Annotated in this window: 26 protein-coding genes; 14 read left to right on the forward strand and 12 right to left on the reverse strand. The window is 40.2% G+C overall.

Annotated features, from left to right (window positions below):
- Positions 1-7: 7 nt before the first annotated feature.
- The 6 genes from hscB to FTU58_RS10825 all read right to left on the reverse strand — a co-directional run bounded on the left by hscB (position 8) and on the right by FTU58_RS10825 (position 3,934).
- On the reverse strand, positions 8-523 hold the full coding sequence (gene hscB, locus FTU58_RS10800; protein WP_004976652.1) for a Fe-S protein assembly co-chaperone HscB: 516 nt from the start codon (positions 521-523) through the stop codon (positions 8-10).
- Between the two features lie 99 nt (positions 524-622).
- Complete coding sequence (iscA, locus tag FTU58_RS10805; RefSeq protein WP_004976650.1) at positions 623-943, reverse strand: iron-sulfur cluster assembly protein IscA; 321 nt, start codon at positions 941-943, stop codon at positions 623-625.
- 36 nt (positions 944-979) lie between these two features.
- Complete coding sequence (iscU, locus tag FTU58_RS10810) at positions 980-1,366, reverse strand: Fe-S cluster assembly scaffold IscU (protein ID WP_004976649.1); 387 nt, start codon at positions 1,364-1,366, stop codon at positions 980-982.
- A gap of 104 nt (positions 1,367-1,470) precedes the next feature.
- On the reverse strand, positions 1,471-2,688 hold the full coding sequence (locus tag FTU58_RS10815) for an IscS subfamily cysteine desulfurase (RefSeq protein WP_004976647.1): 1,218 nt from the start codon (positions 2,686-2,688) through the stop codon (positions 1,471-1,473).
- Between the two features lies 1 nt (position 2,689).
- Positions 2,690-3,163, reverse strand: coding sequence for an Rrf2 family transcriptional regulator (locus FTU58_RS10820; RefSeq protein WP_004976645.1), 474 nt, complete (start codon positions 3,161-3,163; stop codon positions 2,690-2,692).
- 123 nt (positions 3,164-3,286) lie between these two features.
- A complete protein-coding gene (locus FTU58_RS10825) occupies positions 3,287-3,934 on the reverse strand; it encodes a hypothetical protein (RefSeq protein WP_180062422.1) in 648 nt (215 codons plus the stop codon).
- Between the two features lie 195 nt (positions 3,935-4,129).
- Here FTU58_RS10825 and FTU58_RS10830 point away from each other — a divergent pair, with 195 nt between their 5' ends.
- The 3 genes from FTU58_RS10830 to FTU58_RS10840 all read left to right on the forward strand — a co-directional run bounded on the left by FTU58_RS10830 (position 4,130) and on the right by FTU58_RS10840 (position 7,096).
- Positions 4,130-4,597, forward strand: a complete 468-nt coding sequence (locus FTU58_RS10830; protein ID WP_179990814.1) for a phasin family protein — start codon at positions 4,130-4,132, stop codon at positions 4,595-4,597.
- 223 nt (positions 4,598-4,820) lie between these two features.
- Complete coding sequence (locus tag FTU58_RS10835; protein WP_004976639.1) at positions 4,821-5,093, forward strand: HU family DNA-binding protein; 273 nt, start codon at positions 4,821-4,823, stop codon at positions 5,091-5,093.
- Positions 5,094-5,224: 131 nt separating this feature from the next.
- The gene (locus FTU58_RS10840; protein WP_131261456.1) at positions 5,225-7,096 is read left to right on the forward strand and encodes a SurA N-terminal domain-containing protein; all 1,872 of its coding nucleotides are present in this window, start codon (positions 5,225-5,227) and stop codon (positions 7,094-7,096) included.
- Positions 7,097-7,177: 81 nt separating this feature from the next.
- On the opposite strand, the gene FTU58_RS10845 is transcribed toward FTU58_RS10840, so the two are convergent.
- A complete protein-coding gene (locus FTU58_RS10845; RefSeq protein ID WP_180062423.1) occupies positions 7,178-8,050 on the reverse strand; it encodes a DUF2797 domain-containing protein in 873 nt (290 codons plus the stop codon).
- 34 nt (positions 8,051-8,084) lie between these two features.
- On the opposite strand from FTU58_RS10845, the gene FTU58_RS10850 reads away from it, so the two are divergent.
- Positions 8,085-8,579 carry a DUF6231 family protein gene (locus tag FTU58_RS10850; RefSeq protein ID WP_180062424.1) on the forward strand — a complete coding sequence of 165 codons (495 nt, stop codon included), beginning with the start codon at positions 8,085-8,087 and terminating at the stop codon, positions 8,577-8,579.
- A gap of 138 nt (positions 8,580-8,717) precedes the next feature.
- Positions 8,718-9,320: a YidB family protein gene (locus tag FTU58_RS10855; protein WP_180062425.1), complete on the forward strand. Its 603-nt coding sequence runs from the start codon at positions 8,718-8,720 to the stop codon at positions 9,318-9,320.
- A 137-nt stretch (positions 9,321-9,457) separates the two neighbouring features.
- Here FTU58_RS10855 and FTU58_RS10860 read toward each other — a convergent pair whose 3' ends face one another.
- The 5 genes from FTU58_RS10860 to FTU58_RS10880 form a co-directional block, all read right to left on the reverse strand.
- A complete protein-coding gene (locus FTU58_RS10860; RefSeq protein ID WP_004976633.1) occupies positions 9,458-10,540 on the reverse strand; it encodes a porin in 1,083 nt (360 codons plus the stop codon).
- A gap of 350 nt (positions 10,541-10,890) precedes the next feature.
- Positions 10,891-11,304 (reverse strand): HIT family protein, encoded by a 414-nt coding sequence (locus FTU58_RS10865; protein WP_004976632.1) that lies wholly within the window; start codon positions 11,302-11,304, stop codon positions 10,891-10,893.
- 38 nt (positions 11,305-11,342) lie between these two features.
- Positions 11,343-11,612 carry a YARHG domain-containing protein gene (locus FTU58_RS10870; protein WP_004976631.1) on the reverse strand — a complete coding sequence of 90 codons (270 nt, stop codon included), beginning with the start codon at positions 11,610-11,612 and terminating at the stop codon, positions 11,343-11,345.
- A gap of 85 nt (positions 11,613-11,697) precedes the next feature.
- The gene (locus FTU58_RS10875) at positions 11,698-12,570 is read right to left on the reverse strand and encodes an NAD(P)-dependent oxidoreductase (protein ID WP_180062426.1); all 873 of its coding nucleotides are present in this window, start codon (positions 12,568-12,570) and stop codon (positions 11,698-11,700) included.
- A gap of 13 nt (positions 12,571-12,583) precedes the next feature.
- Positions 12,584-13,678, reverse strand: a complete 1,095-nt coding sequence (locus FTU58_RS10880; RefSeq protein ID WP_131261453.1) for an alpha/beta fold hydrolase — start codon at positions 13,676-13,678, stop codon at positions 12,584-12,586.
- A 151-nt stretch (positions 13,679-13,829) separates the two neighbouring features.
- Between FTU58_RS10880 and FTU58_RS10885 the strand changes: the two genes are divergently transcribed.
- The 9 genes from FTU58_RS10885 to trpB all read left to right on the forward strand — a co-directional run bounded on the left by FTU58_RS10885 (position 13,830) and on the right by trpB (position 21,708).
- Complete coding sequence (locus FTU58_RS10885) at positions 13,830-15,017, forward strand: O-succinylhomoserine sulfhydrylase (protein WP_167845986.1); 1,188 nt, start codon at positions 13,830-13,832, stop codon at positions 15,015-15,017.
- Between the two features lie 99 nt (positions 15,018-15,116).
- Positions 15,117-15,446, forward strand: a complete 330-nt coding sequence (locus FTU58_RS10890) for a YbaB/EbfC family nucleoid-associated protein (protein WP_167845987.1) — start codon at positions 15,117-15,119, stop codon at positions 15,444-15,446.
- 10 nt (positions 15,447-15,456) lie between these two features.
- The gene (recR, locus tag FTU58_RS10895; protein ID WP_019837914.1) at positions 15,457-16,053 is read left to right on the forward strand and encodes a recombination mediator RecR; all 597 of its coding nucleotides are present in this window, start codon (positions 15,457-15,459) and stop codon (positions 16,051-16,053) included.
- Between the two features lie 239 nt (positions 16,054-16,292).
- Positions 16,293-17,435: an HRDC domain-containing protein gene (locus FTU58_RS10900; RefSeq protein ID WP_096901447.1), complete on the forward strand. Its 1,143-nt coding sequence runs from the start codon at positions 16,293-16,295 to the stop codon at positions 17,433-17,435.
- A 169-nt stretch (positions 17,436-17,604) separates the two neighbouring features.
- The gene (locus FTU58_RS10905; protein WP_004976615.1) at positions 17,605-17,913 is read left to right on the forward strand and encodes a YcgL domain-containing protein; all 309 of its coding nucleotides are present in this window, start codon (positions 17,605-17,607) and stop codon (positions 17,911-17,913) included.
- A 21-nt stretch (positions 17,914-17,934) separates the two neighbouring features.
- Entirely contained in the window at positions 17,935-18,318 is a 384-nt protein-coding gene (locus FTU58_RS10910; protein ID WP_096901448.1) for a hypothetical protein, read from the forward strand.
- 22 nt (positions 18,319-18,340) lie between these two features.
- Positions 18,341-19,192 carry a MoxR family ATPase gene (locus FTU58_RS10915; RefSeq protein ID WP_004976610.1) on the forward strand — a complete coding sequence of 284 codons (852 nt, stop codon included), beginning with the start codon at positions 18,341-18,343 and terminating at the stop codon, positions 19,190-19,192.
- Positions 19,193-19,206: 14 nt separating this feature from the next.
- The gene (locus FTU58_RS10920) at positions 19,207-20,394 is read left to right on the forward strand and encodes a VWA domain-containing protein (protein WP_179990181.1); all 1,188 of its coding nucleotides are present in this window, start codon (positions 19,207-19,209) and stop codon (positions 20,392-20,394) included.
- Positions 20,395-20,499: 105 nt separating this feature from the next.
- A complete protein-coding gene (gene trpB, locus FTU58_RS10925; protein ID WP_180062427.1) occupies positions 20,500-21,708 on the forward strand; it encodes a tryptophan synthase subunit beta in 1,209 nt (402 codons plus the stop codon).
- Positions 21,709-21,759: the final 51 nt, after the last annotated feature.

The following is a 21,759-nucleotide window of genomic DNA, read 5'->3' on the forward strand; positions in this document are numbered from 1 at the left end:
ACTAAAATTAAAAATCATCGTCTAAATCAAAACTGTCATCATCAAGGAAACGATCTTCAGCTTTGTCTAGGTCAGCCATAACTTTCATGAAAAAGCGTAATTTACGCACAGTGTCACGCGCTTCTGCCCAATCTTCTTCGGCATAGTCAATTTTAAATTCACGGACTAAGCCATCAACCCATTGTTGTACTTCAACCTTTAATGACTGTAAGTCATCGGCACAGTTGGCATCATCCAATTGCTCACGAATTTCCAAGGCATCTTGTAAAAATTCAAAGTCATGGATGGATTGATCGAGATGATAATCTTGCTTTTTCAATGAGAGTAAATATGCAGCACGACTGTCTACCGCAGAGAGTTGTTTAAACGCCTGATTAATTTTACTAGATTTAATCAAGGCTTGATCTTTGTCTTCGGCTTTGTCGGGGTGATATTGCTGCTGTAGCTTTAAAAATTCAGCTTTTAAAGTAGCGAAATCAATATCGAGTGCAACAGGAAGATTAAACAACTCAAAATGATTCATGGGAGATGGAATCCGCGATTAGTGTGCAAAATTGGCTGCATAAATGCAATTAAAACAGTGTATTGTACACTGTTTTAAGCTAAAAAGAGGGAGGTGGCGTTATACCGTGAACGATTCACCGCAGCCACATTCACCTTTTTTATTGGGGTTGTTAAACTCGAAACCTTCGTTTAAACCATTTTTGACATAGTCCATTTCCATGCCATCTAGGTAAACTAGGCTTTTCGGATCAACGAAAACTTTAACACCAAACTGTTCAAACATTTGGTCGTGCGTATCGACTTCATCTACAAATTCGAGTACATAAGCCAAACCAGAACAGCCTGAAGTTTTCACACCAACGCGAATACCTTGACCCTTACCGCGATTCTTTAAGTAATTGCTGATATGAGTTGCAGCATTTTCAGTTAAATTGATCATGAAAACTCCGTTTGTTTTTCCACAAAACTTAGCAAATTAAGCTTTGGTCTTTTTGCTGCGATAGTCTTCTACAGCAGCTTTAATTGCATCTTCTGCCAATACAGAGCAGTGTACTTTCACTGGTGGAAGGGCAAGTTCGGTAGCAATATCAATGTTCTTGATCGCTTGTGCTTCATCTAAAGTTTTACCTTTAAGCCACTCAGTAACCAAAGAACTTGAAGCAATGGCAGAACCACAACCATAAGTTTTGAAACGTGCTTCTTCAATCACGCCTTCGTCATTCACTTGAATTTGCAGACGCATTACATCGCCACATGCAGGTGCGCCCACCATACCTGTACCAACGTTTTCAGCATTTTTGTCTAAAACGCCAACATTACGAGGGTTTTCGTAATGATCAATTACTTTATCGCTATAAGCCATGTCGCTTCTCCAAACCTCGGGGTCAGCCTTAATATAAATATGGGGGTGAAATTACCTTTATCAATCTAATGGCTTCCTGTCAAAGCCATTAGATTTGGGATGAATTAGTGTTCAGTCCATTCTACTTTAGAAAGGTCAATCCCTTCTTTATACATATCCCAAAGCGGTGAAAGTTCACGTAACTTTTCAACAGCAGCTTTAGTCACAGTTAGGACATGATCAATATCTTCTTCAGTGGTGTATTTACCAAAACTGAAACGAATTGAGCTGTGTGCAAGTTCGTCTGAAAGACCTAGTGCACGTAATACATAAGATGGCTCTAAAGTCGCTGAAGTACACGCAGAACCTGAAGATACCGCAGCATCTTTAAGAGACATCATTAAAGATTCACCTTCAACAAAGTTGAAGCTGACGTTTAAATAGTTGGCTACGTTTAGTGTTGGGTGACCATTCAGGAAAACTTGTTCCATGGTGTTCAAGCCATTCCAAAGTTTGTCGCGCAATACACGTAAACGGGCTTGTTCAGAAGCCAAGTTTTTGCCTGCAAGTTCAAATGCTTCGCCCATACCTACAATTTGGTGGGTTGCAAGTGTGCCTGAACGCATGCCACGCTCATGACCGCCACCATGCATTTGTGCTTTTAAGCGTACGCGTGGACTGCGGCGTACAAATAGCGCACCAATACCTTTAGGGCCATAGATTTTGTGTGCAGAGAAGCTCATTAAGTCTACTTTTAAGGTAGATAAATCAATTTCTACCTTACCTGCAGCTTGCGCAGCATCAACGTGGAAGAAGATTTTTTTGGCACGGGTGATTTCGCCAATTGCAGCGACATCGGTAATCGTACCAATTTCGTTATTGACCATCATCAACGACACTAAAATTGTGTCTGGACGAATTGCCGCTTCAACCATTTCAGGTGTAATTAAACCTGTTTGTGGTTGTGGCTCTAAGTACGTGATTTCAAAACCTTCAGATTCAAGCTCACGGCAGGTATCTAAAATGGCTTTGTGTTCAATTTTAGAGGTAATAATGTGTTTGCCTTTAGACGAATAGAATTGTGCTACGCCTTTTAGTGCAAGGTTATCTGATTCTGTTGCACCAGAAGTCCACACGATTTCACGTGGGTCTGCTTTGATCAAGTTCGCAACTTGTTCACGTGCATATTCAACTTTTTCTTCTGCTTGCCAGCCATAAGCGTGCGAACGAGAAGCGGCATTACCGAAAGTCCCATCAAAAGTCAGGCACTCCATCATGCGTTCTGCAACTTGAGGATCTACAGGAGTGGTTGCTGCGTAGTCAAGATAAATTGGACGTTTCATGTCAAATACCTGTAACCGATAACAGAGCTGAATCAAACGGTGCTGTGTTCTGGCGAATGGCAACAGTTTGTACGTTGTCACGCGCAACTAAATCAGCAAGTGAGATTTTAGCGAGATAGTCGGCAATATGATGGGAGAGTTCCTGCCATAAGTCGTGAGTCAAGCACATTGCACCATTTTGACAGTTGCCTTTATGGTCGCAACGCGTTGCATCAACAGTTTCGTTTACGGCTTCAATGATTTCTAGCACAGTGATTTCATTTGCACTACGTGCTAAATGGTAACCACCGTTAGCACCGCGAACACTAGACACTAAGCCGTGGCGCTTAAGTTTTGCGAATAACTGCTCAAGATAAGCAACAGAAATAGTTTGACGGGCTGCAATTTCAGCAAGCGTGATCGTTTGTTCAGTTGGCTGCAAAGCTAAATCAAGTAGAGCAGTCACTGCGTAGCGACCGCGAGTTGTTAAGCGCATGATTCGATACACATGATTAGACTAGATATGGGTATTCTATGAATCCCGACTAAATTAGTCAAGTATTTTATTGTGATATTGTGCGCGAGGATTTACGCTGTTTTTCTTGATATTTTAATGCGTTTAAACGATCCATAAATTATACACTAATAACGTAATTAATAGTACTGTTATTACACCAAAGACGATGTTAATGCGCTTTTGACGACGTTCAATCCGACGAATACGGTTTTTATGCTGTTTAAGCTCAACTTGTAGGGTGTTGATCTTAGAGCGTTGTTCATCAATTTTGTCTAAAAGTGGGGCAATGCGCTTTTTAGAACCAATCACTTCTTGTTCTTGCGGTGCTTCTTTCAGCCATTGTTTCCAGTCAGCTAAAACTTTGGGTGCACTAAAATGCAAAATTAGATCACGAAACTCATCTTTAAGGGTAATGTCACCATCTATACGCATGTGTTTAATACTGCGACGATTACCTAAAATAAAGATTTTAAATAAATCTATGAGGGTGGTGCGCACATCTAAATCGACAGCTTGTTCAGGTGCTTTGCTGTCAAATAAGATGCCGTTTGGATTGAATTCCACGTAAATGTCGAAATAAGGAATATAGCTATTAATTTTAATGGTGATTTTCTGGTCGACAAACTTTTTAGCCTGCAAAGCGACCACACGATCATGTTTTAGAATAAAGCTAAAAATTGTTTCCAGCACAATCATGAGCATGGTCAGCAACAAATTTGGATTACTTTGTCTTTGTTGCGAATCACTCATAAAATCAAGTCCCTAAATCTAAAGTTGAATTCCTTGTTTTGCGCTTCGTTGAGAATACATTCTAAGAAGCGCAGCGAATAATCTTGCTTTGTAGAACAGTTTAGCAAAACGATCAAGTATTTAATTTGCTATTATGAAAGCATTTTGTAGGTTTATTACATTTATGTGCGCATAAAATAAGCAGGAGAGAGGTTCATGGAAAAAACGAGGGATAGCGTAGAAGAGCATTTGCTTGAATCAGAAACCACATTGAAAAATAAAGATAAATTACGCTCAGGACGTAAATCATCACTCGATTTTCGTAAATATACCAAGCAAATTTGGCTAGCAGGTTTAGGTGCATTTTCACGCGCAGAAGAAGAAGGCAATAAATTGTTTGACTCTCTGGTCAAGGTGGGTGAGGAATTAGAATCTAAAACTACAGAAATTGCCGATCAAACAGTTGAAAAAGTGTCTGAAAAAGCCAAAGAGTCGGTCATTGATACTAAAGATAAAGTTGAGCGTTTAATTGACCATAGCGTCAATCATTCTTTAAATAGAATTGGCTTGGTGACAGCAAAAGACCTACAACATTTGGAGCAATTGGTACTGCAATTACATGCCAAAGTCGATGCGTTGATTGAAGAAAGTAAACAATTAAAAGAAGATGTTGCGAAAAAGTAATTCTGTGCAAAGGGGGCTTAAAGTATGTTGCTTTATTATACATCGGGTATTTTAGGGCAAAACTGAATAGAGGCTAATAGTTCCATCGTTTTACCATTTATTTTGCATAAAAGCGTGCAGGGAGTATTGCTTTTACCCTCAAAGCATTGCTATAAAGGCGTTACGGTAATTTAAATTAAATCTCTGGACCTTAAATAAACGATATTAAGAGGACGTAATTTTCATGAATAAATCAGAATTAATCGATGCAATTGCAGAGAAAGGGGGGTTGTCTAAGACTGATGCAGGTAAGGCCTTAGACGCAACAATTGCTTCTATTACTGAAGCGCTTAAAGCGGGTGATACTGTAACCCTCGTTGGTTTTGGTACATTTAATGTGAAAGAGCGTGCTGCTCGCACAGGTCGTAACCCACAAACAGGTGCTACACTTGAAATTAAAGCAAGCAAAGTACCAAGCTTTAAAGCGGGTAAAGGTTTAAAAGATTCAGTAGCATAATCTTTTAAAATGCCAAGAAAGCGCGCCAATTGGCGCGTTTTTTATTAATAATGTCAATAAACGGCTTCAACGCATTCATTCGTTGAGGGTTTTCAGTTAAAATCTCGCACAAATAAAATATTGGAATACTTATGGAATCTTTTCGTAAAGTTATTAAGGGTTGGTTGGGCAAAGTTTTGCTCGTCTTGTTCTTGACCCCTTTAGCACTTGTAGGTATTGAAGGATATTTTAGTGGAGGTCAGTCTGAAGACACTGCACAAACAGTCAATGGTCAGCAAATTTCAAAACGAGAATTAGATAATCTGACCAATTCCTTGAAAGAACAATACTTGGCCTATACCAATGGTGATGAAACACTATTGAATCAAAATTATATTCAAAACAAAGCCAAAGATACGTTGGTTGCACGTACCTTGTTATTACAACAAGCTGAGAAATTAGGGATTTCTTTGAGCGATGCACAAATTGAACAAATGATTGCACAGCAACCGAATTTCCAACAAGATGGCAAGTTTTCTGAAAGCTTGTATGCGAACTATCTGCAATCTGTAGGCATGACCAATCAGGCGCTTGTGGCAAATTTACGCCAAGACCATGCGCTAAAAATGCTGAGTGCTAGCTTTACCGATTATGCTTTAGTTAGCCCGTCTGATATTCAGCAAATTGCCAATTTACAAACCCAGCAACGTACTTTGCATTTATCTAGCATTAAGTTAGATGACTACAAGAAAAACATCACCACAAATGCACAAGAGATTGCTGCGTATTATGAACAGCACGCCAATGCCTTTAAACAGGTTGCTAGCGTTGATGTCGATTACATTGTGGTGACTCCAGCCAATATTGCACCTGCAAATACGGCTGTCACTGACGCAGAGTTACAACAGGCTTATCAAAAGTTTGTCGAAACTCAAAAAGGTGCTGCTGTACCGACAGTGAAACATATTTTAATCACCACCGATGCGCGTGATGATGCCGCAGCTAAAAAACTTGCAGAGCAAGCCGCAGCTGAAATTAAGCAAGGTACAAGCTTTACTGCAGCTGCACAAAAGTATTCGGATGATCCTGAGTCTAAAGCCAAAGGTGGTGAGGTTGCAGGTTATGAAGCAGGCGTATTTGGCGATGCCTTTGACAAAGCCGTGGGTAGCTTAAAATCTGGTGAAGTATCACAGCCGATTAAAACTCAATATGGCTATCATGTGATTCAAACAGAAGGTGCTACAGTTCAAGTCCCTGCGTTTGAAACTCAAAAAGCACGTTTAATGGCAGAGTTGCAAAAAGCCAAAACTGAAAATGCGTATACCGATACCATCAACAGCTTAAATGAATTGGTGGTGAGTAGTGATGCTTTAGATGTTGTGGCAGAAGAAGTGAAAACGGCCAAAGTCGAATCTGTTAATGGTTTAACTTTGGCGGCGCAGCATCCTGTTTTAAGCCAGCCATCTGTCAAAGTTAAATTGTTTAATGATGATGTGAAAAATGGCGATCGCAACGCATCGAGTAACATTACTTTAGCCAATGGCGATGTGGTATGGGTGAAAGTGCGTAATTACCATGCCGCAGGTGTGCAAACTTTAGAAGAAGCAACACCCCGCGTAAAAGCTAAACTGATTGAGAAAAAAGCCTTTGATGCAGCGAAAAAAGATATTCAAGCTGCGTTGGATGCCTTTAAAACTCAACCTGCAGCGACCGTTTTGGCGAAAAACCAAATCCGTTTTGAAAATGCAGGCACATTCACCCGTGCAGATGGTTTGTTAAAGCGTGAAATTGAACGTGCTGCATTTAGTGTGCTTGCGCCTAAAGATGGTATGTGGTCAGTAACAACAGCATCTATACCAAATGAATTGGTGGTGGTAGCTGTATCAAATGTAAACGATACTACATCGAATGCTTTAACGCCTGAGCAACTGAAAGAGTTAGCGCAGTTGTATCAACAATTACGTGCTCAACAAGAGCTAGATGACTATACGCAATATTTGAAATCGAAAGCGAAAATCAAATAAGTGATGAACATCTACAAAAAAACCAGCAAATTTGCTGGTTTTTTTGTGCATTTAAAATGATTAGACAAGCAGTTTCAAGATTTATTCAGCGCGAATTTTTAGCTCATAACCTGTGTATTTACGAATGTTGATGACACCTGTATCCAAGATTAAGTATTGCCCTTTAATTCCTTGCAGTTTGCCGCGAATGATTGGGGTTTTATCTAAGTTATGTGATTTAATTTTCTCAGGATACTGTTCTACAGGGTACACAAATTCACGCGGAAGTTCCTGATCTAAAAGCTCTACCGTTTCGTTGAATTCAAGGTTTTGACTAAACTCATCACGAATGGTCTGAATTTTAGGTGCAAATTCTTCAATTAGTTGTTCCCGCACTTCAATCAGGTTTAGAGGCTCTGCTTCGCCTTTGAGTAGTTTGCGCCAGTCGGTTTTATCTGCGACTTGTGTACCAAACATAACTTCTAAATGCCCAGATAAACGACGTGAGCCGACTTTCATAATTGGTAAGGCTTGGGTTGCGCCCTGATCTAACCAACGTGTTGGCATTTGACCTAAACGGGTGATTCCCACTTTTAAAGCACTTGAGTTGGCTAAATATACGATGTGCGGTTGAAAGCAGACTTCTTGAGCAAAACTATCTTCACGACAGGTACCTAAATGATAGTGACAGGTCTCAGGCTTCATGATGCACATATCGCAAGATGCTTTGGTTTTAAAACACTTGAAACAATGTCCTTGCGAATAGGATTTTGGTGTTTTCACACCACAAGAAACACAATAAATATTGCCCGTCCATTCCAGTTCAAGTTCTTGCCCAAGCTGAAAAGGCAGGTCAATTTCTGCACGGTCTAGAATAAATTTATATTCAACATTTGCCTTGTGTACCTGTTCATCAGTTACACTATGGTCCTTAAGACCTGCGTGCATTTTATGGCAAATGCCTTGTAGTTCCATAAGAATACTCTCTCGAAAATGAAGGAATGCAGTGATGGCTGAAATGCGTTTAATTCAAGCATTAATTGATGATTTATCTCAACAACAGCCAATTTCTACTGCATTGTGTATAGGGCAAAATATTGAAGCAAGCCCGAAGTATAACAATCAAGCGGCTGATGAGCAGCCAACTATCCAATGGCAGTATTTTAGCGCATTGGTATTTTTAAATCTGCCTTTTACCCAACGTTTTGATTTGGCAGTTGTATTTTTAGATGCTGCCGATTTTGCTGCGCAGACACCACAACACACATCACAAATTTTGGTGAAGCTCCGTGACTTATTGGCAAAGCGTATTGTGGTGATTGCTGCGCATGAAGATGAGCAATTGCTTAGAGCGCTTGGTTTTACGCAATTGATTGAACATCGCTTTGAGCAGCATCATTTGTGCTTATGGCAATTTAATATTTTGACTTATAAGCACGTGCCTGATTGGTTTAATTCTAAGTTTTGGGCAAACCCTGAAAATTGGGATAAATTCCGTTGGTAAGTGGTGCATTAAACTCATAAAAACCTAATAATGATAACTGCTTAACAAATTTAGAATATTGTAAAATTTAACAATTTCAAGTGCGCAATTCAGTCAAAACTTCGTATGCTGTCATAAGGGCATTATGAGGAAAATAAAATGACCAATTTAAGCAATATTGTTGAAATTTTAGCAAAGCAGGCATTGGGCGCGAATCAGCAATCTAATCAATCTCAAGGTGGATTGGGTGGTATTTTAGGTTCGGTTTTGGGGCAACTTGGTGGTAATAACCAACAATCTGCGCAAGGCGGCTTGGGTGGCATTCTTGGTTCGGTACTAGGTCAGTTAGGTGGGCAACAACAGCGTTCTGCTACAGGTGCTTCAGGTACACAAAGTTTATTGATTGCAGTTTTGCCTTTGGTGTTGGCATGGATTCAAAAACAGGGTGGCTTGCAAGGTGCTTTGGATAAACTCAAAGGACAAGGCTTAACCAGTCAGGTGGATGATTGGGTGTCTACAGGCCCAGGTGAAAATGCGCATGTAGGTACTGAACAAGTACAAAGTTTATTTGATGATGCCGATGTAGAGCAGGTCGCACAGCAAACTCAGGCGCCAAAGCAAGATATTTATAATGCGATTTCTACAGTATTGCCGCAAATTATTGATTCATTGACACCACAAGGTGAGCAAACTAGCAAACAAGAAGCCAATGATGATATTCAACAAGTGATGAATTTAGTGTCTGGATTTTTAAAGCGTTAATATTGAAAAATTCAGCTTTGCAAAACTGACTTGAATAAACTAAGCCAGCAAGTTTGTTGGCTTAGTTTTTATTTGGTTTTTTAAGTATGCAAAAAACACGCCGAAGCGTGTTTTTATGTTTTAAGTTTGGTTCAGACTTAGAAGTCGTAACGGAAACCTAAAGAAAGAGCTGTTGAGTTTTCGTCTTTAGCACCTTTTACGGAGTTACCAAAGCTACGACCTTCTTTCCAAGGAGTAAGATCAGCATTTTTATCATTTAACATGGTTGCAAGGTTTGCGTATACACGTACAGCCTTGTCTAAACGATGTTCCACGCCAACTGCTAAAAGTGTAGAGTTTGCATCTTCGGTATCAACGTCACGGTGGAATACCTGACCACGTACATAAGTCTTTGGTGCTACTTTATAGTCTGCCGCTACACCAAATACTTGTGCATCAGCATATTTGGTTGCAGTACCTTCCAAGTCGTGTGTAAGATATTGGTATAAACCACCTAAGTTTAGTTCTGGTGTGATTTTGTATGCTGCTGCGATACGGAATCCATCACGCTCACCCGAGCCAATTGCAGAGTTTTCTTCATAGCGTTCATAAGCAGCTGCAAAGTCAACAGGACCTTCTTTATAAGTTAAAGCCAGATCGTAAGCTTTATTGTCGTCCTGACCTTCTCCGGTCGTTGCATCTTTGGGAATTGAAGTGCTTGGATGTAATGATAAAGCTGCAAGTACGTTAAAACCACCACCGAATTTAGGAGATTTATATTCAACGGTATTTTCATTTCGTTCATCAAACTTATTATCACTAACACGTGTTACGTTACGAATGTCACCAACCATATCACCAAAGAAGTTCACTGGACCACGAGCAACTTTAAATGGGCTGTCAAAACGACCTGCACGTACTTGACCAAAGTCACCTTTTAAACCTACGAAAGTATCACGAGTAGCAAAGTCTACGCTTTTACCATCTTGGCTACCGCTAGCAAAGTTAACTTCTTGTTCAACTTGACCAAAAACAGTCATGCCGTTTTCTAATTTTTGTTCAGCTTTGAAGCCTAAACGTGATGAGTTAGAAGAAAGACCAACTTCGTTATAGTCTTTACCATCATCAAGATAGTCTAAAGATACGTGTGCACGACCATAAACTTTAACATCAGCAGCCATAGCTAATGCTGGTGTTAAGAAGGTTGCCCCAACTGCTAATGCGCAAAGCGTTTTTTTCATGTGTAGCTCCAATACAGACTATTGTTTTTAGTCCTAAACATTGTTCAGAAGTAGGGTAGATCTACTGCTGTTCTCTATTGGTGCTAAGTATTCCTTACAAATGCGACAGTAATATTAAGGAGATATTTCAAAATTATTAAAAAGAACAAATTAGATCAAAAACTTACTTTTATTCGCATTTTTTTAATGATTACATTTTTATTTATAGAAAAATATGTGAAATAAATAACTTAATTGCAAAGGGAAAGACATCTTAGTGTCATAAATGGTGATATAAATGAATGAAGAAAGCTGAATGCAAAAAAATGGAGCAGCTGCTCCATTCATTTTGTATGACACTTTTGAAATATTTAAAGCGCTGCTTTAATTTTTTCCGCTTGGGCTTTAATTTTGTCTTGGTCGCCCATTTGTGCAGCATGTTTCCCAAGCTGATGTACCGACGTCGGAATTAAGTGAAAATGCACGTGGGGGACAGTTTGACCTGCGCTTGTACCTGACAATTGCATTAACACGATACCATCTACACCCAAAGCTTGCTGCATTGCTTTTGCAATTTTTTGCACAATTTGAATGGTATATGCTGCTGCATCTGCAGGTAAGTCCAGTAAAGTCACCGCAGGCGTTTTAGGAATCACAAGAGTGTGACCATCGGCTTGCGGCATGATGTCCATAAACGCAAGAACTTGGTCATCTTCATACACTTTAATTGCAGGAAGTTCGCCACGTAGAATTCTTGCAAAAATATTTTGATCATCGTAAGCCATTATGATTCCTTAAATTCAGCTTTGATATTTCAGAACGGTTATTTACAGTTCAGTTCTTTTTGACGTTCTTTGATTGCGTCAAGACGTTGTTGTTCTTTTTCAGAAAACTTAGGTTTGGTTGTATAGCAGTTGTCATTACCAAAACGTGCTTTAGCTTCTGGGTCTTTGAAGCAGAACCCTTTAGATGCATAAATAACATCGTGGTCATTTTTCAGTTTCTGACATTCTTGTTCAGATGCAAAAGTAGTTGAACTTGCCCCAATTAAAGTTGCAAGGCTTGCAAATACGGCAATGCTAAACTTGTTCATAAGAGTTTCCTCTATTTAATGATGGTGTGACTAGCCACTTAATACACATTATTGGGTTTATGGCTGTATATTCAATGGCGAGTTCTTACTCTAGGGTAATATTACTCCATAATTCATACATTTTCACAGCAGTGGAAAAATCACTGTCTTTTTCTGCGGTTAAATTCGCTGCTTGAATCAGGCTTTGGGTTAAAGCCAATACAGGTGCAGGCAAAGCTGCTTCATGGACTAAATCTAATGCGATACCTGTGTCTTTAGCCAGTAAAGGGAGTGCAAAAGTATTTGGAAAAGCGCGATTCAGTACTCGCTGCGGCAAAATCATTTCCGTTACTGCGCTTTTACCACTTGAAGCATTTATGCATTGCAAGGCCTGATTTAAGTTTACGCCATGTGCTTTTAAGGTGGTAAAACCTTCAGCTGCAGCACACAAACTCACTGCCATTAACATATTATTCACCGCTTTTACGGCAAAGCCAGCACCAGGTTCACCCACATGCTGAATCACTTTACCAAAAGCCTGAATTGCAGGTAGGGCTTTTTCAAAAGCAGCAGCTTTACCGCCAATCATGACTGTTAATGTGGCATTTTCTGCACCAATGGTTTGTCCGCTTACAGGTGCATCTAAAAAGTCGATCTGTTGTGTTTCAAGTTGTTGTACCAATTTTTTAGCACTTTCGGGTACGCCACTGGTGCAATCGACCCAGACTGAACCTGCTTTAAGTTGAACTTGTGCAATCAGGTTTTCAACTTCGGTACTGGTGGGCAAGCAAGAAAAAATAATATCTGCTTGCACCGCTTGAGCCAATTCAACCGCTTGTGTGCCATATTCAGCAGCATGTTGCTCGGCTTTGGCAAAGTTACGATTCCAGACATAGACCGTATCAAAATGTTTAGGTAAATGGGCTGCCATGCGGTAGCCCATTGCGCCTAAGCCAATAAATGCAACAGATTGAATCATGTTTTTGCTCTCTTTATGCAATTTTGCTAGATCGTTGTTCTAACCAAGTGGTCAGTTTAGGCCAGAATTCATTGGCACTTTTTTGACTGGACATTAAACCCAAATGTCCACCTGGAATAAGAGTAAACGTGACATCGGTACTACTTGTCAATTCACATAAAGGTTGAGCAGCTTCAGCAGTGACAATTTGATCGCTATCACCCGCACCGACCAAAAGTGAACAATGAATATTTTTAAGGTCTATCTGATGTTGTTTGAGTTGAATATGACCTTGTTTGAGTGGGTTTTGCAGCCATACATTCAATACCATGTCCTGATTAATCCCACCCGGATAATCAATCATATTATTTAAAAAATTGGCTAAAGTTGCGTTTTCATGCAAGGTTTGTAAGTCGTGCAGATTCGACAGCATCTGTTTATTGCTTTCCAGCCATGCTCTAGGGTCTAAAATCTTAAAACCAATCGCATTGATTAAACCCGGTGTATGAATTAAATGCTTTGGAATTTTTCCTGAATAAAAGGCATGTTGCAATTTGGGATATTTAGAAATCAGTTGATTGGTCAGTTGAAAGAGTTTACCAACCCGCCCCGAAGCATAGCTATCTACAGGGCTACCCAAAACCATCAAGTTTTTAATATGAGTTGTTTGTTGGTCGGCGGTATAAAGCATGGCAAAAATACCCGCCATACTCCAACCATGTAGTGAAATTTGTTCGACTTTGGCGTGTTGTAAAATGAGTTGAATACAATTAGGGATTGCATCCTGAATAAAAGCCATAAAATTTAAATGACAATGTTGATAGGTCAATTGTCCCCAATCAACCAAATACACATCAAAACCGCTATGCTGAAAATGTTTCACTAAAGAGCGATAAGGATATAAGTCATAAATCGACATGGTAATTGCTAAAGGCGCAACAAAAACCAGCGGCTCTTTATATTGCTTATCTGGCGAAGCGTAATAGCGAATCTGCGCATACTTATAACGTGCCACGATGTCGTATGGCGTGGTCTGAGATAAGATCAAATCACGGCTTTTAAATAAGCGAGTGCTGAGGTTTTTAAGCTTTTTTCGGTGCGGATTAAATTTTCTTTGTAGCTGATTCATGAGGTGTTCCATCACACGTGGCGCCGATTTGAATGAAGTCTAAGCGATATTTATACATTTTACCTTGACCTTAAATGCGCTTGGCGCTCAAAATGTTGGCAATTATTTAACAAACAGGTCTTAGGACTAAGTTTAGGGCTGAGCAGTAAAGATGAGTCAACACGACGACATTGAATATCAATTAGATACTTTGGCAATTCGTACCGGACACAACCGTACAATTGAAGGCGAACACAGTGAGCCAATTTTCCTGACTTCATCATTTGTTTGTGAAAATGCTGCCGATGCAGCTGCAAAATTCTCAGGTGAAATTGAAGGCAATACCTATTCACGTTATACCAACCCAACTGTACAGGCTTTTGAAAAACGCTTGGCAGTATTAGATGGTGCAGAACGTGCGGTTGCGACAAGTTCGGGTATGGCGGCCGTTCATGCGATCACTTTGGCTTATCTTAAAGCGGGTGATCATGTAGTCTGTTCACGTGCTGTATTTGGCTCGATCATTTCACTATTTGAAAAATACGTGATGAAGTTTGGTGTCGATGTCACTTTTGTTGATTTAGAAGATTTAGACAGTTGGAAGCAAGCGATTCGTCCAAATACGCGTTTGTTATTTATTGAAACACCATCAAATCCATTGGCTCAGGTGGGTGACTTGCAAGCGATTGCCGATATTGCACATGCACATGGTGCGTTATTTGCGGTAGATAACACTTTCTGTACGCCCGTTTTGCAACAACCACTAAAATTTGGTGCAGACCTTATTATTTATTCATCAACCAAATATATTGATGGTCAGGGGCGTGCTTTGGGTGGTGCGGTTGTTGGTAAAGACAAGTTGGTCGAAGAAATCAACAGCGTTATTCGTACCTTGGGCAATTCATTAAGTCCGTTTAATGCATGGATTTTCTTAAAAGGCTTGGAAACATTAAGCCTGCGTATGAAAGCGCATTGTGCCAGCGCACAAAAACTTGCAGAGTGGCTAGATGCACATCCAAAAGTTGAAAAAGTGTATTATGCAGGCTTGCCGCATCACGCGGGGCATGAGTTGGCGAAAAAGCAACAGTCTGGCTTTGGCGGTGTTGTATCTTTTGTGGTGAAAGGCGAGCGTGAAGGCGCGTGGACTGTGATTGACAACACACGCTTCCTATCTATCACCAGTAATTTGGGCGATGTAAAATCAACCATTACTCATCCTGCAACAACATCGCATGGCAGAATGACCCCAGAAGCCAAACAAGCAGCAGGTATCAGCGAAGGTTTAATTCGTGTTTCTGTTGGCTTGGAAGATATTGATGATATTATTCGCGACATCGAGCGCGGTTTAGACCTCATTTAAAAACTAGGGTCTGTTGGCATTTCATAAATGGCTTGCGTTGTCGCAAACATAGACGAATTGTCAACAGACCCTCAATAGATCATTTGTTCGGAGATTTTTATGAACATTAATATGTTGATGCAGCAAGCGCAGCGCATGCAAAAAGAAGTGGAAAACAACATTAAAAAAGCCAAAGAAGAACTTGCGCAAACTGAAGTGCATGCAGAAGCGGGTGGTGGTTTAGTGAAAGTGACTATGACTTGCCGTAATGTGGTCAAACGCATTGAAATCAATCCTGAATTATTGCAAGACGATGCAGACATGATTGAAGATTTGATTGCCGCTGCAATGAATGATGCTGCCCGTCAAGTTGAAGCAATTGCTGAAGAAAAAATGAAGTCTGCAAACTCAGGCATGGGCTTGCCACCAGGCTTGGCAGGTTTATTCTAAGGAACGGCGTATGTTTAGTGATCGTTTTGATCAACTGGTACAAGCGCTACGCATTTTGCCAAGTGTTGGGCCAAAATCGGCTCAACGCATGGCATTGCACCTGATTATGAAAAATAGAGAAGGTGCAGTCGGTTTGGCTCATGCTTTGAACGAAGCCACTAGCTATATTCATGAATGTTCGATTTGTCACTCATTAACGGAAGATGAAGTCTGCAATATTTGCGCCTCACATGATCGTGATGCACACTTGCTTTGCGTGGTGGAATCTCCAGCCGATGTCATGGCGATTGAGCAAAGCGGCAGCTTCCGTGGTAAATACCATGTTTTAGGTGGGCATTTATCGCCATTAGATGGCATTGGGCCTGACGAAATTGGTATTCCGTATTTGGTTCAGCGTTTAAGTGATGGCAACATTACTGAAGTCATTTTGGCGACCAATGCAACCGTAGAAGGTCAAGCGACAGCACACTATTTGGTAGAAGCAACCAAACATTTGCCTGTGCAGATGACCCGTATTGCGCAAGGTGTGCCGCAAGGTGGTGAACTTGAATATGTCGATAGTCATACTTTAAGTCAGGCGGTGCATAATCGGATGCGAATGAAATAAGCATTTAGGTGCTTATTTCATGTGAATAGTCATTTGATAAATCATCCACAAAAATGATTACTTGCCTTTAAAGCCAATAAAAAATCAAATTAAGATAAAAAAACGATAAAAAATTTAAATTTTCACTGTATCGACTTAGAAATAAGATAAAAATTGAAAATACTGGACATATTTTTATAGCTAAATGCTATTTAATGTTTAAAATGAACCCCTAGAGAATCCTGTTTTACCTGCTCGCTATGTTCCAATTTATTCACCAACAAAAAGACTTTGAAAATGTCTTGGCATTAATGAGCCAAAACAGCATTTATGGTTTAGACACCGAATTTATTAAGGTCGATACTTTATGGCCAAAATTGGGTGTATTCCAAATTAATGTGAATGATCAGGTCTATTTGTTAGATGGCACTTCTTTAAATTTAAGTGCATTTTGGGAAAAACTGTTTCAAGCGCAGCAAAATATTTTTCATGCCTGCGGTGAAGATATTGATTTAATTTATCATTATGCGCAGCAAAAAAACTTAGATAACGTGTTTGATACCCAAGTTGGCATGTCATTTTTAGGGCATGGTTTACAAGTCAGTTATCAAAACGCTTTAAAAACCATGCTCAATGTCGATATTGATAAAGGGCAAACTCGCTCAGACTGGCTTGCACGTCCGTTGTCCGATGAGCAGTTAAATTATGCTGCCAATGATGTGCTGTATCTAATGCAATTGGCAGATAAGGTACAAACCGACTTAAAACAAAATTATTTACTGGATTTTGCACAAGAAGATTGCCGCAATTTAACTCAGGAAATTGGTGAAGAAACACCTTTAGAGTTGTTGTATCAGGATGTGGGCAACTATCGTCATTCACGCCGTCAACTCATGCAATTGCAACAATTGGCCGTTTGGCGTGAGCAAATGGTAAAAGCCTTAAACCAACCACGTAGTTTTATTTTGCGTAATTCTACTATGCTGGACTTGGTCGAGAAAAATCCTAAAAATCAGTTCCAGCTCAGTACTATTAAAGATTTACGTGCGCATATTGTGCGTGAACATGGCAAAACTATTTTAGATTTAATTAAATATTTGCCTGATCAATCACAATGGCCATTACGTATGGCGCGACCAATTCGTCATTCTTCAAAAGAAGTGGGCGAAAATGTAGAACAGGTGATTCAACGTGCCGTACAGGAAACTCAAATTCCAAAAGAAGTTTTGCTGCGTAAAAAATGGCTCAATGCGCTTTATCAGCATGTGGTATTTCATAACGATGAGCAAGATTTGCCTAACTATTTGTTAGGTTGGCGTTATGAATTACTCACCAAGCCTTTAATTGAAGTTTTACATGCCGACGAGCGTTATTTGTCTGGTCAGATGAAAGTTGCTGAATAAATCAAACCGATCCACATTTTAAATAAAGCCGTTTTTCACCTGAAAATGGATGAATTTTCACGCCATTCTTTGTTTGAGTGTAAACATAGACCAATGCGTTAATAATGGTTAATGTATCTCGGTTTTTTTTGTTGTATCCTTTGCCTGAGTTTTTAGAGTTTTGTTGTTTATGCACTGTTCAATTTATAAATCGAGCAAAAAAGATGAGATGTATTTATACATCGCCCGTCCTGAGCAAACTGAAGATCAAGCAGAAGCGTTTAACCCGCTAGAGGTTTTACCTGAGCCAATGCGAGTTGCATTTGGTCGTGCGACATTTGTAATGGATTTGCAACTGTCTGAAAGCCGTAAGTTGGCACGTGTGAATGTTTTGCATGTCATGGATTCTATTCAAACACGTGGCTTCTTTATTCAAGTGCCACCAGAAGGCTTAATTAACCCAAATGCCGTTGAACCAGAAGGTTTACGTGGTGCTTAAGCTTTATTCAGGAGTTGAGAAATGAATAGTGTGATGACTGGATTGGATTCAATTCCTGAAACTGCAATTGCTGTTTCTGTTTATTTGTTGGGGAGTGCCATTATTTTATGGTGCTGGTACGAAATTGCCAAACGCTTGCCCAATCCGTTAGGTGGTATCACTTGGATTGTGCTGTTTGCAATTTTACTTACCCCAACAGTATCAGAAGGCAGCAATGCAGCACTTGCCCCAGCCATCTTTGGACTTCTTTTTGGTGTTTTAACCAAAGAAACCCCATTGGTTTGGTCTAATTTATCTGCCATTTTATTTGTGATCGGTCTTGGCTTATTGATCGGTTATTTCTGGTCAAGATACTGTCTTAAACAAACGACTTATAAAGCCAAGAAAAATACCTCACCACTGTAACTAAAACAATTAAGGTAAAATCATGTCTGTTGATGCGCAACAATTTTCGGGTACAGATCAGTACATTGCGACTGATAGTTTAAAACTTGCGGTGAAAGCCGCACGTGCTTTGCAAAAACCGCTTTTGGTGAAAGGTGAGCCAGGTACAGGTAAAACCTTATTGGCAGAGCAAGTTGCTAAAAGTTTGGGTTTAAAGTTGATTACATGGCACATTAAATCGACCACCAAAGCGCAGCAAGGTTTATATGAATATGATGCAGTGTCGCGTTTGCGTGACAGCCAACTGGGCGATGACCGTGTGTATGACGTTAAAAACTATATTAAACCCGGGAAATTGTGGGAAGCATTTACCAGCGAAGAACGCTGTGTGTTGTTGATTGATGAAATTGACAAGGCAGATATTGAATTCCCAAATGACCTGCTACATGAACTCGATAAAATGTCGTTTTATGTTTATGAAACAGGCGAAACCATTACGGCAACACAACGTCCAATCGTGATCATCACATCAAATAATGAAAAAGAGCTGCCAGACGCTTTTTTACGTCGTTGTTTCTTCCATTATATTGATTTCCCAGATGAAGCGACCATGCGCGATATTATCGATGTGCATTTCCCGAATATTTCAAGCACATTGGTTTCAGAAGCTTTACAAGTTTTCTTTAAATTGCGCCAAGTTCCGGGCTTAAAAAAACCACCATCTACGTCTGAATTAATTGATTGGTTAAGCCTATTGATGGCAGATGACATGCCGGAAGATATTTTGCGTAATAGCGATAAAAGCAAAGCCATTCCGCCTTTATACGGTGCATTAATCAAAAATGAACAAGATGTGCAATTGCTTGAGCGTTTAGCCTTTATGTCGCGCCGTTAAGGGAGGACAACGCCATGTTCGTGCGCTTGTTTTATACCTTGCGACGTTACGGTGTACCTGTCACCACACGTGAATTGATTGACTTAAATCAGGCGGTGGCATCGGGTCTGGTTTTTGCAGATCAAGATGAATTCTATCAACTTGTTAAAACCGTCATGGTCAAAGATGAGCGTTTTTTTGACAAGTTTGACCGTGCCATGAAAGATTATTTTGATGGCATTTCCACTTTTGATTTAGATGATTTACTGCAGCAAGTTCATCAATTGCCTAAAGACTGGTTCGACTTAGAACTATTAGAAAAACATCTCACGCCAGAACAACGCGAAGAGCTGAAAAAAGCAGGTTCTTTAGAAGAATTGATGAAAATGCTGGAAGAGCGTTTACGCGAGCAGCATAAAAAGCATCAGGGTGGCAACCGTATGATTGGTACGGGCGGTACATCACCGTTTGGTGCTTTTGGTGATCATCCTGAAGGTGTACGCATTGGTGGGCCTGGACGTAAGCGTTCAGCTGTTAAAGTCTGGGAGCAGCGTCAGTATCGAAATTTAGACGATGAACAGATTTTAGGTACACGACAAATGCAATTGGCACTGCGTCGTTTGCGTAAATTTGCCCGTCAAGGTGCAGCTGAAGAATTGGATATTGATGGCACTATCCGAGAAACTGCCAAACAGGGCATTTTAGATGTGCAATTGGTGCCAGAACGTCGTAATCGCGTCAAAGTGTTGATGTTGTTTGATGTGGGTGGCTCGATGGATGCACACATCGCCCAATGTGAAAAACTGTTTAGTGCGGCCAAAACTGAGTTTAAAACCCTCGAATATTTTTATTTCCACAACTGTTTATACGACTATGTTTGGAAAGACAATTTACGCCGTAGCAGTACCCGTATGAATACGTGGGATTTATTTAATACCTATGGACGCGACTATCGGGTAATTGTGGTCGGTGATGCGAGTATGGCACCTTATGAGCTGAATTCGATTGGTGGTTCGGTAGAATATATGAATGATGAGGCAGGGCAAGTTTGGTTACAACGTCTGCGTCAGCATTTTGAAAAAACCGCATGGCTGAATCCTGAACAGGAAGGCTATTGGCATTACACACATACCATTGGTTTAATTAAACAAATTTTTGAACATCATATGTATCCAATGACTTTAAAAGGCATTGAAGATATGACTAAATATTTGGCGCGTTAATCGTCATTTTCGTCAATATCACTCAACTTTTGAGTGATTGTTAGGCGAAGACTAAGTAAGTGCAGACACGATAGGCAACGTGAATTTCAATCTGAGGGGATCGATATGGATCATCAAATCAATGGCATCGCATTACCGAATGAAGACGGTTTTTTCGGGCAATATGGCGGGCAGTTTATTCCACCACATTTAAAAGAAGCCATGGATGAAATTAACGTTGCTTATGAGGAAATTCGTAAAACGGCAGAATTTCAGAATGAATTAAAAGATTTGTTTGCTCACTATGTTGGCCGTCCAAGTCCTTTATTCCATGCCAAGCGTTTATCTGAACAGTTAGGTGGTGCGCAAATTTATTTAAAGCGTGAAGATTTAAACCATACTGGTGCACATAAAATTAACCACTGTTTAGGCGAGGCATTACTAGCCAAATATATGGGTAAAACCAAAGTCATTGCAGAAACTGGTGCGGGACAGCACGGGGTAGCCTTGGCGACGGCATGTGCGCTAGTGGGAATTCCGTGTGAAATTCACATGGGACAGGTGGATATTGAAAAAGAACACCCGAATGTGGTGAAAATGAAAATTCTAGGTGCCAACCTGATTTCAGTGACCCGCGGTACAGCCACTTTAAAAGATGCAGTGGACAGCGCTTTTGAAGAATATTTAAAAGACCCAAAAAACTTTATTTATGCGATTGGTTCTGTGGTTGGGCCACACCCATTTCCAAAAATGGTGCGTGATTTCCAATCTATTATAGGTGATGAAATTAAAATGCAAAGCCAAGAACGCTTTGGAGTAAATCCAGATTATATCGTGGCATGTGTGGGCGGTGGTTCAAACGCAGTGGGTGCATTTACCGCATTCTTAAATGACCCAGAAGTTAAGCTTGTGGGTGTAGAACCTGCAGGTCATGGTTTAGATACAGATCAGCACTCTGCAACCTTAACTTTGGGTAAACCGGGTCAATTACACGGTATGGCGTGTTATGTGCTTGAAGATGAACAAGGCGAGCCATTGCCAGTACATTCAATTGCTTCAGGTTTGGATTATCCGGGTGTGGGGCCGCAGCATAGCTTCTTAAAAGACATTGGTCGCGTGGAGTATTCAACGGCAACTGACCAAGAATGTTTAGATGCCTTTATGACGTTGTCACGTGTAGAGGGTATTGTACCTGCTTTGGAAAGCTCACATGCGGTGGCGTGGGCATTACGTGAAGCACCAAAAATGGCAAAAAACGTGAAAATTGTGGTTAATCTTTCAGGTCGTGGTGATAAAGATTCAGACTATGTAGCAGAAAAATTAGGTTTGAATTAATTCTACTGAATATGAAAAACCGCCTAAATGTGTAAGTTTAGGCGGTTTTTT

Origin of the sequence: Acinetobacter sp. YH12120 (assembly GCF_013418795.1) — a bacterium.
Lineage (GTDB): Bacteria > Pseudomonadota > Gammaproteobacteria > Pseudomonadales > Moraxellaceae > Acinetobacter > Acinetobacter towneri.

Bases quoted from the DNA above. Each gene is read 5' to 3' on its own strand.
- FTU58_RS10855 (WP_180062425.1), top strand. From the start codon at position 8,718: ATGACCAATTTAAGCAATATTGTTGAAATTTTAGCAAAGCAGGCATTG.
- FTU58_RS10835 (WP_004976639.1), top strand. From the start codon at position 4,821: ATGAATAAATCAGAATTAATCGATGCAATTGCAGAGAAAGGGGGGTTG.
- iscU (WP_004976649.1), bottom strand. From the start codon at position 1,366: ATGGCTTATAGCGATAAAGTAATTGATCATTACGAAAACCCTCGTAAT.
- FTU58_RS10830 (WP_179990814.1), top strand. From the start codon at position 4,130: ATGGAAAAAACGAGGGATAGCGTAGAAGAGCATTTGCTTGAATCAGAA.
- FTU58_RS10880 (WP_131261453.1), bottom strand. From the start codon at position 13,678: ATGAATCAGCTACAAAGAAAATTTAATCCGCACCGAAAAAAGCTTAAA.
- FTU58_RS10885 (WP_167845986.1), top strand. From the start codon at position 13,830: ATGAGTCAACACGACGACATTGAATATCAATTAGATACTTTGGCAATT.
- FTU58_RS10875 (WP_180062426.1), bottom strand. From the start codon at position 12,570: ATGATTCAATCTGTTGCATTTATTGGCTTAGGCGCAATGGGCTACCGC.
- FTU58_RS10815 (WP_004976647.1), bottom strand. From the start codon at position 2,688: ATGAAACGTCCAATTTATCTTGACTACGCAGCAACCACTCCTGTAGAT.
- FTU58_RS10900 (WP_096901447.1), top strand. From the start codon at position 16,293: ATGTTCCAATTTATTCACCAACAAAAAGACTTTGAAAATGTCTTGGCA.
- FTU58_RS10905 (WP_004976615.1), top strand. From the start codon at position 17,605: ATGCACTGTTCAATTTATAAATCGAGCAAAAAAGATGAGATGTATTTA.
- hscB (WP_004976652.1), bottom strand. From the start codon at position 523: ATGAATCATTTTGAGTTGTTTAATCTTCCTGTTGCACTCGATATTGAT.
- FTU58_RS10850 (WP_180062424.1), top strand. From the start codon at position 8,085: ATGGCTGAAATGCGTTTAATTCAAGCATTAATTGATGATTTATCTCAA.
- FTU58_RS10845 (WP_180062423.1), bottom strand. From the start codon at position 8,050: ATGGAACTACAAGGCATTTGCCATAAAATGCACGCAGGTCTTAAGGAC.
- FTU58_RS10910 (WP_096901448.1), top strand. From the start codon at position 17,935: ATGAATAGTGTGATGACTGGATTGGATTCAATTCCTGAAACTGCAATT.
- FTU58_RS10860 (WP_004976633.1), bottom strand. From the start codon at position 10,540: ATGAAAAAAACGCTTTGCGCATTAGCAGTTGGGGCAACCTTCTTAACA.
- iscA (WP_004976650.1), bottom strand. From the start codon at position 943: ATGATCAATTTAACTGAAAATGCTGCAACTCATATCAGCAATTACTTA.
- FTU58_RS10920 (WP_179990181.1), top strand. From the start codon at position 19,207: ATGTTCGTGCGCTTGTTTTATACCTTGCGACGTTACGGTGTACCTGTC.
- FTU58_RS10915 (WP_004976610.1), top strand. From the start codon at position 18,341: ATGTCTGTTGATGCGCAACAATTTTCGGGTACAGATCAGTACATTGCG.
- FTU58_RS10865 (WP_004976632.1), bottom strand. From the start codon at position 11,304: ATGGCTTACGATGATCAAAATATTTTTGCAAGAATTCTACGTGGCGAA.
- trpB (WP_180062427.1), top strand. From the start codon at position 20,500: ATGGATCATCAAATCAATGGCATCGCATTACCGAATGAAGACGGTTTT.
- FTU58_RS10840 (WP_131261456.1), top strand. From the start codon at position 5,225: ATGGAATCTTTTCGTAAAGTTATTAAGGGTTGGTTGGGCAAAGTTTTG.
- FTU58_RS10890 (WP_167845987.1), top strand. From the start codon at position 15,117: ATGAACATTAATATGTTGATGCAGCAAGCGCAGCGCATGCAAAAAGAA.
- FTU58_RS10825 (WP_180062422.1), bottom strand. From the start codon at position 3,934: ATGAGTGATTCGCAACAAAGACAAAGTAATCCAAATTTGTTGCTGACC.
- FTU58_RS10870 (WP_004976631.1), bottom strand. From the start codon at position 11,612: ATGAACAAGTTTAGCATTGCCGTATTTGCAAGCCTTGCAACTTTAATT.
- recR (WP_019837914.1), top strand. From the start codon at position 15,457: ATGTTTAGTGATCGTTTTGATCAACTGGTACAAGCGCTACGCATTTTG.
- FTU58_RS10820 (WP_004976645.1), bottom strand. From the start codon at position 3,163: ATGCGCTTAACAACTCGCGGTCGCTACGCAGTGACTGCTCTACTTGAT.